The following is a 13,544-nucleotide window of genomic DNA, read 5'->3' on the forward strand; positions in this document are numbered from 1 at the left end:
TCGGCCGCCGCACCGGGTGCGGCGGGTGGGTCGCTGCGGGGGCGGACCGTGCCGATGAGCAGGATGCGCAAGGTGATCGCCGCCAACATGGTGCAGGCGCTCAACACCTCGGCGCAGCTCACCACGGTGATCGAGGTCGACGTCACCGGGATCATGCGGACGCGTGCCGAGTTCGGCGCGGCGTTCGCACAGAGCGCGGGCGTCAAGCTGTCGCCGCTGCCGTTCATCGTGCGGGCCGCCGCCGAGACGCTGCGGGCGCACCCGACCCTGAACGCGAGCATCGACGCCGAGGCGGGCACGGTCGTCTACCACGACGCCGAGCACGTCGGGATCGCGGTGGACACCGAGCGCGGCCTGATGGTCCCGGTCATCCGTGACGCGGGCGGCCTCGACGTGCGGGGTCTCGCGCTGCGGATCGCCGACCTTGCCGCGCGGACGCGGAACAACGGGATCACCCCCGACGAGCTGTCGGGCGGCACGTTCACCGTCACCAACACCGGTTCGCGGGGCGCGCTGTTCGACACCCCGATCTTCACGCCGCCGCAGGTCGCGATCCTCGGCGTGGGGGCGACGGTCCGGCGTCCCGTCGTCTGGGAGGTCCCCGGTGAGGGCCCGACGATCGCGGTGCGCGACATGGTGTACCTGTCGCTGTCCTACGACCACCGGATCGTGGACGGCGCTGACGCCGCGCGTTTCCTCGCCGACCTGCGGACCCGTATTGAGGCCGCCGGGTTCGACGGCGAGCTCGGGCTGTAGCCCGTCTTCCGGCCGCGACGTCCCTCGGGGCGTCGCGGCCCACCCGTGGAAAGGAGCCGCAGGTGTCCGCTGTGTCCCCGGACGGCAGGAGGCTGCTGCGTCTTGAGGTCCGCAACGCCCAGGTGCCGATCGAGCGCAAGCCCGCGTGGATCAAGACACGGCTGAAGATGGGCCCGCAGTATCGGGAGCTGACGCAGCTCGTCAAGGACGAGGGTCTGCACACGGTCTGTCAGGAGGCGGGCTGTCCCAACATCTTCGAGTGCTGGGAAGACCGGGAGGCCACGTTCCTGATCGGCGGAGACCAGTGCACGCGGCGCTGTGACTTCTGCCAGATCGACACCGGCAAACCCGGCCCGCTCGACCGCGACGAGCCCCGCAGGGTCGCCGCGTCGGTCAGCTCGATGGACCTGAACCACGCGACCATCACCGGCGTCGCCCGCGACGACCTTCCCGACGGCGGCGCGTGGCTGTACGCCGAGACCGTGCGCCGCATCCATGAGGCGACGGCGTCGCGTCCGGCCGGGCGCACGGGCGTCGAGCTGCTGATCCCGGACTTCAACGGGCTGCCCGACCAGCTCGCGGAGGTCTTCGCTTCGCGGCCCGAGGTGCTGGCGCACAACGTCGAGACGGTGCCGCGCCTCTTCCGGCGGATTCGTCCCGCGTTCTCCTACGAGCGGTCTCTCCGGGTGCTCGAGGAGGCGCGCGCGGCGGGCCTGGTCACCAAGTCGAACCTGATCCTCGGCATGGGCGAGACCCGTGACGAGGCCGTCAGGGCGCTGGCCGACCTGCGCGCGGCGGGCTGTGAGCTGGTGACGGTCACCCAGTACCTGCGGCCGTCGCCCAGGCACCACCCGGTCGAGCGCTGGGTGGAGCCGCAGGAGTTCGTGGAGCTCGGCGAGGAGGCCGAGCGGATGGGCTTCGCCGGCGTCATGTCGGGTCCGCTGGTCCGCTCGTCCTACCGCGCGGGACGGCTGTACCGGCTGGCGACGGAACGCCGTCAGCCGCGCTGAGCCCGGGGAGCCTTCGGGGGACTCCCCGGGCCGCCGGGGTCAGCGTGCCGCGTCGCGCCAGGTGCGGATCGACAGCGGGACGAGGAGGGCGAGCAGGAGGACGGGCCCGAGGACGGCCGCGGGCATGGCGTGCCCGGCGAGCCAGGACGCGGCCTGGGTGGGCGCGCCGAGCAGGTCGCGCAGAGCGGTGGAAGTGGCGGACAGGGGGTTGGCGTCGGCGACGACGGCGAGCCAGCCGGGCATGGTCGAGGTGTCGACGAACACGCTCGACAGGAACAGTACGGGCCACACGGCGATCTGGACGGCTTGGACGGTCTCCGGCGTCTTCGCCTTCAGCCCGAGGTGGATGCCGAGGAACAGCATCGCCAGACGCAGCAGAAGCAGCAGCCCGAGGGCGATGGCGAGGGAGCCCGCGCTCGTATCGGGCCGCCATCCGAACGCCAGTCCGGCTGCGACCACGACGGCGAGGGAGACCAGGGAGTCGAGCAGGTCGGCGGCGGCCCGCCCGCCGACGACGGCGAAACCTCCGACGGGCAGGGACCGCAGCCGGTCGGTGACGCCCTTGGACGCGTCCGCCGCCACCCCGCCCATGGTCCCCTCAAGCCCGAAGAAAACGGTCATGGTGAGGACGCCGGGCATCACGAACGCGAGGTAGTCCCCGCCCGTCCCCGCGCTGAGCGCCCCGCCGAGCAGCGCGCTGAACATGCCCATCATCAGCACGGGGAACAACCACCCGAACACCTTCAGCCCTGGCCGGTTGCGCCAGTGCAGCAGCTGCCGCCATGTCATCGTCCAGGTGTCGACGGCGACCCGCCGCACCCCCGACGGCCCTTCCGCCGCCACGGTCACCGCGCTCATCGCGCCTCCTCCTTCGCAACACGGGCCTCGGCGTCGGGTCCGACAAGCCGCAAGAACACCTCGTCAAGCGTCGGCGCGGACACCGCGAGGTCGGCGAGCACGATCCCGTCGGCGTGCACGGCGGCGGCCACCGCCGGGACGGCCAGCGCGCGGTCGGCGACGGGGACGCTGACCCGCCCGTCCCCGGTCTCGACGGGTCCCGAGGCGTGCGGTCCGGCGAGCGCGGCGAGCCGGCCGAGGTCGGCGGGGTCGCGCGGCCGCAGGTCGAGGCGGTCCGCGCCGATCCGCGCCTTGAGCGCGGCGGGGGTCCCGTCGGCGGCGATCGTGCCGCGCGCGAGCAGCCAGACGTGGTCGGCGAGTGCGTCGGCCTCCTCCAGGTACTGGGTGGTGAGCAGGACCGTCGTGCCGCCGTCGGCGAGGGCGCGGACGGTGTCCCAGACCTCGCGGCGGCCTGCCGGGTCGAGGCCGGTGGTGGGCTCGTCCACGAACAGGACCTCGGGCGCGACGAGCAGGGCGGCGGCGAGGTCGAGGCGGCGGCGCATCCCGCCCGAGTAGGTCGCCGCGCGTCTTCCCGCGGCGTCGGCGAGCCCGAACCGTTCGAGGAGTTCTGCGGCGCGCCGCCGCGCGGCGCGCCGGGACAGCCGGGACAGGCTGCCGAACAGGACGAGGTTCTGCTCGCCGGTCAGGTCCTCGTCCAGCGCGGCGTACTGGCCGACGAGCCCGATGCGGGCGCGGACCTTCCCGCCTTCGCGGACCGGGTCGTGTCCGGCGACGCGGACGACGCCGGAGTCGGGCGCGAGCAGCGTCGTCATGATCTTGACGGCCGTGGTCTTGCCCGCGCCGTTGGGGCCGAGCAGGCCGTGTACCTCGCCGCGCGGCACGTGGAGGTCGAGTCCGTCGAGCGCGGGGCCCGACGGGTAGGACTTGCGCAGTCCTTCGGCGAGGATCGCCGGGGTCATGGGCAGCTCCCAGGGTTGCGTACGGCGTAGAGTACGCCGTACGCAAGAAGACTAGGGTACGGTGTACGCAACCCGCAAGTCGATCAGGGAAGAGTCGGTTCGTTGCCTCCGCGCCCGCCCGTCCAGGACCTCGCCCGCAGCGTCTACCTGCTGTGGGGGCACCATCCCGCGCCGGGCCGCTCGGGGCTGAGCGTCCCCGGCATCGTCGCGGCGGGCCTGGAGATCGCCGACGCCGAGGGCCTCGACGCGGTCTCGATGCGCAGGGTCGCCGAGCGCCTTGGCGTGGGCGCGATGTCGCTGTACCGGCACGTTCCGGGCAAGGACGACCTCACGGCCCTGATGGTCGATTCCGTCTACGCCGAGCTGTACGGCGACGACGTCACAGTTCCGGCCGACGCGGGCGACTGGCGCGACGGCCTGCGCCTCGTCGCCGCCCGCAACTGGGACCTGTACGCCCGCCACCCGTGGCTGCTCGACCTGCGCCCGTCACGCCCGAACCTCGGCCCGCACACGAGCCGCAAGTACGAGGCGGAACTCCGCCCCCTGGACGGCATCGGCCTCACCGAGGTCGAGATGGACGCCGCCCTCACCCTCGTGCTGTCCCACGTGGACAGCTCCGCCCGCGCGGCCCGCTCGATGTCCGGCGTGGAGGCGTCCACCGGCATGTCCGACGCCGAGTGGTGGCAGGCCGTCACCCCGGCGCTCACCCAGGTCATGACCGACCCGGACCTCACGGTCTCCGCCCGCGTCGGCTCGGCCGTGGGCGCGGAGTTCAACGCCGCCTACTCCCCCGCCCACGCCTACACCTGGGGGCTGGAGACCCTCCTCGACGGCCTCGCCGCCCGCCTGCCGTAACCCCGTCAGATCTGAGGTGGGCGTGCCTCGTAGGGGGTGCTGAGGACGATGGTGGTGCGGGTGTTGACGTTGGCGGCGGAGCGGATCTGCTTGAGGAGTTCCTCGAGGGCGGCGGGGGTGGCCACGCGGACCTTGAGGATGTAGTTCTCGTCGCCGGCGACGGAGTGGCACGCCTCGATCTCGGTGAGGTGCGCGAGGCGCTCGGGGGCGTCGTCGGGGGCGGCGGGGTCGATCGGCTTGATGGAGATGAACGCCGTCAGGGGCAGGCCGATCTGGTCGGGGTCGAGCCGGGCGGTGAAGCCCTGGATCGCGCCGCGTTTCTCCAGGCGGCGCACCCGCTGGTGGACGGCGGAGACGGACAGGCCGGTCTCCTTGGCCAGGTCGGTGAAGCTCATGCGGCCGTCTTGGGCGAGCAGGAGCAGGATCTGCCGGTCGGTGTCCTCCACAGGGAGAAATCTACCGTGATCGCCCGGGTCGGGCGGAAGGAGTGACCGGACCGCAACTCGCCCTGACCATGAGTTCCGTCGGCAGGACGACGGGACGGCCCGGCCGTCTGGCGGGCGCGCGCAGGACGAGTTCGCACGCGCGCTCCCCCATCGCCCGCGCGGGCCGCGTGACGACGGTGAGGGGCGGATCGCACAGCTCAGCCCACGGCACGTCGTCCACGACGATGATCGACACGTCGGCGGGGATGCGGAGGTTGAGTTCGCGGGCGGCGAGGATGGCGGCCTCGCCGAGCCGGTGGCCGCCCGCGACGATCGCGGTGAGGTCGGGACGGCTCTGGAACAGGCCCGCGGCGGCGGCGTAGGCCGCGTCGGCCGACGGCCTCGCCCGCACGAGCAGCCCCTCGTCGGGGGCCAGGCCGTGTTCTTCGAGGGTCGCCCGGAACGCCTCGCGCCGCTCGCGCGCCCCGCCGAGGGTGGCGTCGCCGTCGAGGTGGGCGATGCGGCGGTGGCCGAGCCCGGTGAGGTAGTCGACGGCCGTGCGGACGCCGCCCGCCTCGTCGGCGAGGACGGCGGGCATGCCGGTGAGGCCCGGCGGAATCCGCCCGGCGAACACGACGGCGACGTCGATCCTCGCCAGGGCCTGCCAGATGGCGGCGTCGCCGAGCACGGGCATGGCGATGACGCCGTCGACGCGCTGCTGGGCGAACCTGTCGACGATCTCTGCCTCCAGGGCCGGGTCCTCGCCCGCCGCGTCGAGCAGCACGTGGCAGTTCTCCGACCGCGCGGTGTCGAGGACCCCTGCGACGAACTCGGCGCAGAAGGGGTCGGCGGCGTCGGGGATGATCAGCCCGATCCCGCCCGTCCGCTGGGTCTTGAGCCCGCGTCCCAGCGCGCTGGGCCGGTACCCCATGGACGCCGCGACGGCCTGGACGCGCTCGCGCGTCGCGGCGCTGACCGATCCGGTGCCCGACATGACGCGCGAGACCGTGGCGACGCCGACGCCGGCCGCGGCGGCCACGTCCTTGATGGTCACTCCGGCCACCGGCCACCTCCGAGCCCCATCCTCCCACGCACCGCCCCGACGCCAAATTGGAAACGTTTCCATATCTTCCATAGCCCCACATTCTCTTGCACAACCACCCCTGCTGGGGTTAGACATAGGGCGACAGACCGCCGCAAGCCAGCTTGGAAACGTTTCCACTCCGGGTGCGGCGACCGGACAGACGCGAGAAAGAAGGCCGCACGATGGCGCGGATCGTCCTTGACGGCATCGACAAGATCTACGCGGGCGGGGTCAAGGCCGTCGACGGGCTGTCCCTGGAGATCCAGGACGGCGAGTTCATGGTGCTCGTCGGCCCGTCGGGCTGCGGCAAGTCCACCGCGCTGCGGATGATCGCCGGCCTCGAGGACATCTCCGGCGGCACCCTGGCGATCGGCGAGAAGGTCGTCAACGACCTCGCCCCCAAGGACCGCGACATCGCGATGGTCTTCCAGAACTACGCCCTGTACCCGCACATGACGGTCGAGCAGAACATGGCGTTCGGCCTTCAGCTCCGCGGCACGCCCAAGGCCGACATCAAGAAGCGGGTCGCCGAGGCCGCCGAGATGCTGGGCCTTGAGCCGTACCTGTCGCGCAAGCCCGCCGCGCTGTCGGGCGGTCAGCGCCAGCGCGTCGCGATGGGCCGCGCGATCGTGCGCGAGCCGCAGGCGTTCCTGATGGACGAGCCGCTGTCGAACCTCGACGCGAAGCTGCGCGTGTCGATGCGCGCGTCGCTGTCACAGCTGCACAAGCGCCTCGGCGTCACCACGATCTACGTGACGCACGACCAGATCGAGGCGATGACGCTCGGCGACCGCGTCGCGGTGCTGCGCGACGGCAAGCTCCAGCAGGTGAACACCCCGCAGTACCTGTTCGAGAACCCCGTCAACCTGTTCGTGGCCGGGTTCATCGGCTCGCCGTCGATGAACTTCGTGACGGCGCGGCTCGGCCGTGACGCCTCGGGCGCGGGCAGCGTGGACTTCGCCGGGTTCCGGCTGCCGGTCCCTGCCGAGGCGTTCGCGGCCAAGGTGGGCCTCGCCGACTACGTCGGCCGCGACATCATCCTGGGCATCCGCCCGTCGGACTTCGAGGACACCGAGCACGCCAGGCCCGAGTGGCCGCGCGTGCGGGTGACCGCGAGCGTCACCGAGGAGCTCGGCTCGGAGATCAACGTGATCTTCCCGATCGACGCCGCGCCCGTCCAGCACAAGGACACCGCGGACCTCGCCAGCGACGCCACCGACGGCGAGGAGGGCGACGGCGCGCTGCCGCTGCTGGAGAACAAGACGCTGTGGACCGCGCGCGTGAACGCCCGCTCGCACGCCCGTCCCGGCGACACCCTCGAGCTTGGCATCGACTGCACCCGGCTGCACTTCTTCGACCCGGCCACCGGCCTTTCGATCGGCCACCCGGACGCGGTGGCGACCGCGGCGCGCATCGGCGTCGCCAAGGTCTGACCGACCCGTCTCGGCCCGGTCGCCTCGGGGGGCGGCCGGGCCGACGGCTTTGCTGGCCCTTACTCGATGCTGCTTATCCGTCGATGACGACGAGGTCGCGCGGGGTGAGGTTCATCCGGTCCGCGCCCGTCCCGGTGCACACGACGATGTCCTCGATGCGCGCACCGTGCGCGCCGGGGTAGATGCCGGGTTCGATGGAGAACGCCATCCCCTCGGCCAGAGGCTCGGTGTTGCCTTCGACGATGTAGGGGTGCTCGTGGGTCTCCAGGCCGATCCCGTGGCCGGTGCGGTGCAGGAAGTACTCGCCGTATCCCGCGGCGGCGATGACGTCGCGGGCGGCGGCGTCGACGGCCTCGGGCGTCACCCCCGGCCGGACGGCCTCCACGGCTGCCTCCTGGGCGTCGCGCAGGACCGCGTAGTAGTCGAGGAAGTCCTGGGGCGGCTGTCCGACGCTGTACACGCGGGTGGAGTCCGAGCAGTACCCCGACGGCATGGTGCCGCCGATGTCCACCACGACGGGCTCGCCGCGTCCGATCACCCGGTCCGACAGCTCGTGGTGCGGGCTCGCCCCGTTGGGCCCTGAGCCGACGATGGTGAAGTCGACGCTGACGTGCCCTTCGGCGAGGATCGCCTCGGCGATGTCCCGCCCGACCTCGGCCTCGGTCCGCCCCGCCTTGAGCAGCTGCGGGACGATCCGGTGCACCCGGTCGATGGCCGCGCCGGCCTGCCGCAGCGCCTCGATCTCCGCGCCGGACTTGCGCATCCGCAGCTCGCGCAGCACCCCTCCGGCGGCGGTGAGCGCCGCGCCGGGCAGCGCGTCGCGCAGCCGGAACGCCATCGCGGCCCACATGTGGTCGGCGACGGCGACGCGGGCTGCCCCGGCGAGCCGCGCGGCGACGAGCGCGAACGGGTCCTCGGTCTCCTGCCATGAGGTGATCTCCAGGCCGAGCCCCCCGGCCGGGGAAGCCTCGGCGACGGCGAGCTCAAGGCGCGGCGTCACCAGGAACGCCTCGTCTTGCGCGGGCACCACAAGGCAGGTGAGCCGTTCGGAAAGGTGCGCGTCGTAGCCGGTGACGTAGCGCAGGTCGGGGCCGGGGGTGAGGACGACCGCGTCGAGACCGGCCCTCCCCACCGCCTCGCGCACCCGGGTGATCCGCTCGGGCGGGTACAGCGCCGTCGTCGTCACGACGTTCTCGCTGGCGGCACTGTCGCGGGCGTCGTTGTCCATCCCCTTAAGGTAGCCGAGCCGATCACGCGGCCGGGCGCTGTCACCCCCCTGCACTACGCTTGGCGCATGTCCCGTCTGATGCTGCTCGACACCCCCTCGCTGTACTTCCGCGCGTACTTCGGGGTGCCGGAGTCGGTGAAGGCCCCCGACGGGACCCCGGTGAACGCGGTGCGCGGCCTGATCGACATGATCGCCCGCCTGGTGGCCGACCGGCGTCCCGAGCGGCTCGTGTGCTGTTTCGACGCCGACTGGCGGCCGGCGTTCCGGGTCGCGGCGATCCCGTCGTACAAGGCGCACCGGGTGGCCGAGGAGCGGCCGGGCGGCGACGTCGAGGAGACCCCCGACACCCTGCTGCCGCAGCTCCCGGTGATCGACGCCGTCCTCGACGCGCTCGGCCTCGCCCGCTCCTGGGCCGACGGCTACGAGGCCGACGACGTCATCGGCACGCTCGCCGCCCGTGACGCGGGCCCGGTCGACATCGTGACCGGCGACCGCGACCTGTTCCAGCTCGTGGACGACGCCCGCGAGGTCCGGGTGCTGTACACCGCGCGCGGCATCCGCAACCTCCAGGTGTTCGGCGAGCGCGAGGTGTCGGAGAAGTACGGCATTCCCGGCAGGGCCTACGCGGACTTCGCGACCCTGCGCGGCGACCCGAGCGACGGCCTGCCCGGCGTCCCCGGCGTCGGGGAGAAGACCGCGGCGGCGCTGGTGACGCGGTTCGGGTCCCTCGCGGGCATCCTCGAGGCCGTCGACTCCGGCGTCACCGAGGGGTTCCCGGCGGGCAGCCGCAAGCGGATCGAGGCCGCGCGCGCCTACCTCGGCCCGGCCGAGCTGGTGTGCCGGGTCGTCACCGACCTCCCGCTGACGGTCGAGGACGCGCTTCCCAAGGAACCGAAGGACCCCGAGGCCCTCGTGGCGCTCGCGGACCGGTGGAACCTCGCGTCACCGGTGAACCGGCTTCTCGCCGCACTGTGATCGAGATTCTCGGTCGCTGTGTCAACGGGCACACGGTGAGCGCACGAGTCGGCGCACTCTGAAGGCAAGGACGGGTGTTCCCTTTGGGGTACCCCGCCGACGCCCAATCCGGAAGGTCGCCCCCATGGCTCTCATCCACAGCCGCCCCGCCGCTCTTCCCGACCGCCCCTACTCCGACGACGAACTGTCGGCCGCCGTCCGAGCCTCCAACCATGACACGTCGCTGGCGTCGTGGACCGTGGCGATGATGGCGGTCGGCGTCCTGGTCCAGGTCGGCCTGCTGGCCTCGGCCGAACCGTCCTTCGCCCAGCTCGCGCTGACCGTGCTGCTGATTCCGCTGATGGCGGCCGGGAGCCGGATCGTGCTGCTGCTCGACCGCGCGTCGGCGGCGCTCGGCGCGGCGGCGAACGCGAGCCAGATCCTCGCCGGGCTGGAGACCCGCAGCATGTGGACCTTCCAGGCGAGGCTGTGGAGTTACGGGACGGCCGCCGCGTTCTGCCTCTGGACGGTCGGCGTCCAGTTCCTGGCCCGCTGAGGCCCCCGGCGTCCCCCGCCCTGTCGCGAGCCTGCGACGACGGAGGGACGCCGGTCTTGCCAGACCGACACGTCCTGGTTTCTCCTGGATGCTGTATCCCCCGCGCACTGGAGACCGCGCCATGGCCGAGGACTCACCCCGCCCCACGTTCTGGACGAGCCTTGACGAGCCGTCCCGGCTCGTCCTGCTGCGCGGCGGCCGCCACCGCAGGTTCCGCGCCGGCGAGCACCTGTGCCGGCAGGGCGAGGAGCCCGACCACGTCCTGGTGATCCGGGAGGGGTGGGCGAAGGTGTCGGTCACCGGCGAGGACGGCCGCGAGGTCGTCGTCGCGGTGCGCGGCCCCGGCGACCTCATCGGCGAGGCCGGCCTGATCACCGGCGCGCCGCGCTCGGCGACCGTCACCGCGCTGCACGCCCTGCAGGCCCTGTCGGTCCCGCGCGTCCGCTTCACCGCGTTCCTGCACGACGACCCCGACGGCTGGCCCACCCTGTCCTCGACGGTCGCGCTGCGCCTCGCCCAGTCCGACCACCGCTTCGCCGCGGGCGGCGGCACCCACCTGTCCGGCCGCCTCGCCGCCTTCCTGTTGCGTCAGGCCGCCGACAACGGCCGCCGCCTCCCCGACGGCGGCGTCCTCATCCCGCCCCTGTCCCAGTCGGAACTCGGCAGCTGCATCGACGCCTCCCGCGAAACCGTCGCCCGCGCCCTGCGCGACTGGCGCGCCCTCGGCCTCGTCGAAACCGGCTGGCGCCGCACCATCCTCCGCAACCCCGCCGCCCTCCACACCCACACCACCACCCCCGACCGCTAACCTTCCCCGGGTCGTCTGCCGAGCCAGTGCGCACTCGTCGGATGCCGGTAGACGTCGAGGTAAGGGTTGGCGCTACTGGAGATCCGTACGATCCAGCCGACCATCCATCCCAGGGCGAGTCTCCCGGCATCCCCTTCGGCGGGGCCGAGGACTTCGGGGATCTCCGGCCGCTCCTCGCCGGTGACGGCGAGCCCGAGAACGCCGAGCGCCGCCGAGACGCTGACACCGACGAGCACGGCAGGCGTCCGCCAGCCGAACGGTTCCAGGAACGGTCCCGGGTCCGTCGCCAGCGTCAACGCCACGAGCGCGAGGGAGCACACGGTCGCGGTGATGCTCGTCCACCGTGCGAACGGGAACAGACTGAACCTGAGACCGCGCCGCTCGTCCCGCTCGAGCGCCTCGAACCAGTGCGCGGCGTCGGCGGCCTCGAAGAACCTGCTGGGCCGCGACGGAGCGACGCCGATGTGGTGCGCCCAGGCCAGCAGGGTGACGAGGTTGTGGTCGTGCGGGAGCGCCCGGTCGAAGGGGTAGGCCCGGCGCCGCAGCTCGGTGAGGAAGGAGGGCGCATAAGCGGGCTGCCGTTCCAGCTCGGCGAAGCCGTCGGGGTCGACCGCGAGGTCGAGCAGCAGTTGGAGGATGTGCGCGACCGCCGGCTGCCGCTCGATCCCGGGGCTCGCCAGGCACTGCCACAGGATCGGGACGAGTCTGGGGTCGTCGGCCAGCCCGCCGCTGAACCTCGGCATGAGCGAGGCGATCCGCGCGGTGCTGGTCCCGGCGACGGCGCCGAGGACCCGCAGCAGGTTCTCGTCGCCGCCGAGCCAGCCGACGAGCGCGTGGTCGGGCACCCCGAGCAGCAGGCTTTCGGCGTGCGCGACCGCGCGGTCGCGCACGACCGCGCGGGGCGATCGGCACGCCTGGAGGATCGCGGTGAGCACCGGTTCGATGTCCGCCGGGCCGGCCCACTCGGGGGCGTAGGCGTCGAGGATACGGACGCCGAGGGCGTTGACGTCGTCGGTGTCGGCTCCGGCGAGGCAGCGGACGGCGAGATCGAGGTCGCGTCCGGCGAGCCGTTCCAGGAACTCCCCGATCTGCGGCTGGTCGCCCGCCGCGTAGAACAGGGTGACCAGCCGCCACGCCCGGTCGCCCGCCCGCGCCAGGAGCCGTTCTGCTCCGTCGGGGAGCCGGTGCAGCTGGACCGCCGCCAGGTACTCCTGGATGGAGCGGTGCGCGAACGTCGCGTTGGCGTCGTCGCCGACGTCGGCCAGCAGCCCCGACCTGTCGAAGATCTCCTTGACGAAGTCCTCGGCCTGCGCCTCACGCACCTCCCGCAGGGACGGCGCGAGCCGCCGCGCCGCCGCGACGAGTTCCGCGCGCGTGAAGTCCTCGAACGCCCCGTCGCGTTCGGCCATCTCCAACGCGAACTCGCGGAGGAAGCGTTCCTTGTCCCTTGCCTGGAAGCGGTTGGACTTGGCGACGGGGTCGTCGGTGAAGTCGTGCCGCTTCAGCATCTCGGCGACCATCTGCCCGTACAGTTCGAGCGTGGTGTCGGGGATGTCGAGCCTCGGCCGCCGCGAAAGGTAGAGGCCGACGGACATGGCGAGGATGAGCGGGGTGCGGTGCAGGTCGAGGGTCTCGGCGGACTCGCGGACCGCGCCGAAGAACGCCTCGGGGCTTTGCGGCTCGGCGAACAGCGGGCGGAGGTTGTCGAGGTAGCGCAGGATCTCGGTGTCGCGCAGCGGGTTGAGGGTGTGCTCGTGCGCGGCGAAGCGGGGAATCCACTCGCCCCGCCATCCGATGAGGTTCTGGCGGCGGCACGTCACGATGATCCGCGCGTTCTCGGTCGGGTTGTCGGGGTCGCCGTTCTCGGCGAACGCGTACAGGGCGTTGCGGACACGCTCGTACTTGTCGTCGGGCACCTCGTCCAGCCCGTCGGCGAGGATGAGGCAGCCGCCCTTCTTCAGGAGTTCCGCGAGGTACGCCTCGGCCTGTCCGCGCGGGAACCGTGCCCGCCGCACAAGGATCTCCTCGACGAGGAACCTGCCGAGGTCGTCGCCGCCGCGGTCGAGCGCTTCGGCGAAGCGGCGCAGCGGCACGAAGAACGGTGTTTCCTTGCCGCGCCGGATGTGCCACAGGTCCGACCGATCGGCGAGGGTGCGGGGCGGCCGGCAGATGGCGACGCCGTAGGCTTTGAGGAGCGTCGACTTGCCCGATCCCGGGTCGCCGGTGATGACCAGGCGGCGGCTGTCGGCGTCGCCCATCACCTCGGTGGCGACGCGGCGGCCGTCGGCGTCCTCACCGACGGCCGACAGCGCCACGTAGGTCGTGCCGAGGTCGAGCTCGCTGCGTTCCCGCAGGTACACGTTGTAGACGACGCGGTACTCGGCGATGAACCAGCTCCGGTAGCGCCGTCCGGACCTGCCGAGCAGCCTGTTCAGGCCGTTCCTGGCGAGCAGCATGAAGCCGAGCACCGGCCCGCCGACGGCCACGGCGACGGTCGCCACGACGCCGAGCAGTGCGAGCACGTCCTCGCGGGTCCACCCCTCCACCGCGCTCTCCCTCCGCCACGACGCAGCATCGCAAGGTTCACTGCGCTTCGACCGGAAAGTCGGAGAATCACG

Annotated in this window: 13 protein-coding genes; 7 read left to right on the top strand and 6 right to left on the bottom strand. The window is 72.5% G+C overall.

Annotation, left to right across the window (positions count from 1 at the left end; translation table 11 throughout):
• The coding region (locus R9X44_RS31020) for a 2-oxo acid dehydrogenase subunit E2 (protein ID WP_319817900.1) at positions 1-756 on the top strand (756 nt) is incomplete at its 5' end.
• A 62-nt stretch (positions 757-818) separates the two neighbouring features.
• Positions 819-1,766: a lipoyl synthase gene (locus R9X44_RS31025; RefSeq protein ID WP_319817901.1), complete on the top strand. Its 948-nt coding sequence runs from the start codon at positions 819-821 to the stop codon at positions 1,764-1,766.
• A 39-nt stretch (positions 1,767-1,805) separates the two neighbouring features.
• On the opposite strand, the gene R9X44_RS31030 is transcribed toward R9X44_RS31025, so the two are convergent.
• Together R9X44_RS31030 and R9X44_RS31035 are read right to left on the bottom strand one after the other, a co-directional pair.
• Positions 1,806-2,624, bottom strand: a complete 819-nt coding sequence (locus R9X44_RS31030; protein WP_319817902.1) for an ABC transporter permease — start codon at positions 2,622-2,624, stop codon at positions 1,806-1,808.
• Positions 2,621-3,583, bottom strand: a complete 963-nt coding sequence (locus R9X44_RS31035) for an ATP-binding cassette domain-containing protein (protein WP_319817903.1) — start codon at positions 3,581-3,583, stop codon at positions 2,621-2,623. Before R9X44_RS31035 ends, R9X44_RS31030 begins: the two co-directional genes overlap by 4 nt.
• Before the next feature lie 102 nt (positions 3,584-3,685).
• On the opposite strand from R9X44_RS31035, the gene R9X44_RS31040 reads away from it, so the two are divergent.
• Positions 3,686-4,438 (top strand): TetR/AcrR family transcriptional regulator, encoded by a 753-nt coding sequence (locus tag R9X44_RS31040; RefSeq protein ID WP_319817904.1) that lies wholly within the window; start codon positions 3,686-3,688, stop codon positions 4,436-4,438.
• 5 nt (positions 4,439-4,443) lie between these two features.
• Here R9X44_RS31040 and R9X44_RS31045 read toward each other — a convergent pair whose 3' ends face one another.
• Both R9X44_RS31045 and R9X44_RS31050 read right to left on the bottom strand, forming a co-directional pair.
• Positions 4,444-4,884, bottom strand: a complete 441-nt coding sequence (locus tag R9X44_RS31045) for an Lrp/AsnC family transcriptional regulator (RefSeq protein ID WP_319817905.1) — start codon at positions 4,882-4,884, stop codon at positions 4,444-4,446.
• Between the two features lie 10 nt (positions 4,885-4,894).
• Positions 4,895-5,926, bottom strand: coding sequence for a LacI family DNA-binding transcriptional regulator (locus R9X44_RS31050; RefSeq protein ID WP_319817906.1), 1,032 nt, complete (start codon positions 5,924-5,926; stop codon positions 4,895-4,897).
• Positions 5,927-6,129: 203 nt separating this feature from the next.
• Between R9X44_RS31050 and R9X44_RS31055 the strand changes: the two genes are divergently transcribed.
• Positions 6,130-7,380, top strand: coding sequence for a sn-glycerol-3-phosphate ABC transporter ATP-binding protein UgpC (locus tag R9X44_RS31055; RefSeq protein ID WP_319817907.1), 1,251 nt, complete (start codon positions 6,130-6,132; stop codon positions 7,378-7,380).
• A 73-nt stretch (positions 7,381-7,453) separates the two neighbouring features.
• Here R9X44_RS31055 and R9X44_RS31060 read toward each other — a convergent pair whose 3' ends face one another.
• Positions 7,454-8,608 (bottom strand): Xaa-Pro peptidase family protein, encoded by a 1,155-nt coding sequence (locus R9X44_RS31060; protein WP_319817908.1) that lies wholly within the window; start codon positions 8,606-8,608, stop codon positions 7,454-7,456.
• A gap of 66 nt (positions 8,609-8,674) precedes the next feature.
• Here R9X44_RS31060 and R9X44_RS31065 point away from each other — a divergent pair, with 66 nt between their 5' ends.
• The 3 genes from R9X44_RS31065 to R9X44_RS31075 all read left to right on the top strand — a co-directional run bounded on the left by R9X44_RS31065 (position 8,675) and on the right by R9X44_RS31075 (position 10,926).
• Positions 8,675-9,583: a 5'-3' exonuclease gene (locus tag R9X44_RS31065; protein ID WP_319817909.1), complete on the top strand. Its 909-nt coding sequence runs from the start codon at positions 8,675-8,677 to the stop codon at positions 9,581-9,583.
• Between the two features lie 124 nt (positions 9,584-9,707).
• On the top strand, positions 9,708-10,118 hold the full coding sequence (locus R9X44_RS31070) for a hypothetical protein (protein WP_319817910.1): 411 nt from the start codon (positions 9,708-9,710) through the stop codon (positions 10,116-10,118).
• 121 nt (positions 10,119-10,239) lie between these two features.
• A complete protein-coding gene (locus tag R9X44_RS31075; RefSeq protein WP_319817911.1) occupies positions 10,240-10,926 on the top strand; it encodes a Crp/Fnr family transcriptional regulator in 687 nt (228 codons plus the stop codon).
• Here the strand turns inward: R9X44_RS31075 and R9X44_RS31080 are convergent.
• Positions 10,923-13,472: a hypothetical protein gene (locus R9X44_RS31080; RefSeq protein ID WP_319817912.1), complete on the bottom strand. Its 2,550-nt coding sequence runs from the start codon at positions 13,470-13,472 to the stop codon at positions 10,923-10,925. The genes R9X44_RS31075 and R9X44_RS31080 overlap by 4 nt on opposite strands.
• Positions 13,473-13,544: the final 72 nt, after the last annotated feature.

The sequence above is a fragment of the Actinocorallia sp. A-T 12471 genome (genome assembly GCF_033875155.1).
GTDB lineage: Bacteria > Actinomycetota > Actinomycetes > Streptosporangiales > Streptosporangiaceae > Actinocorallia.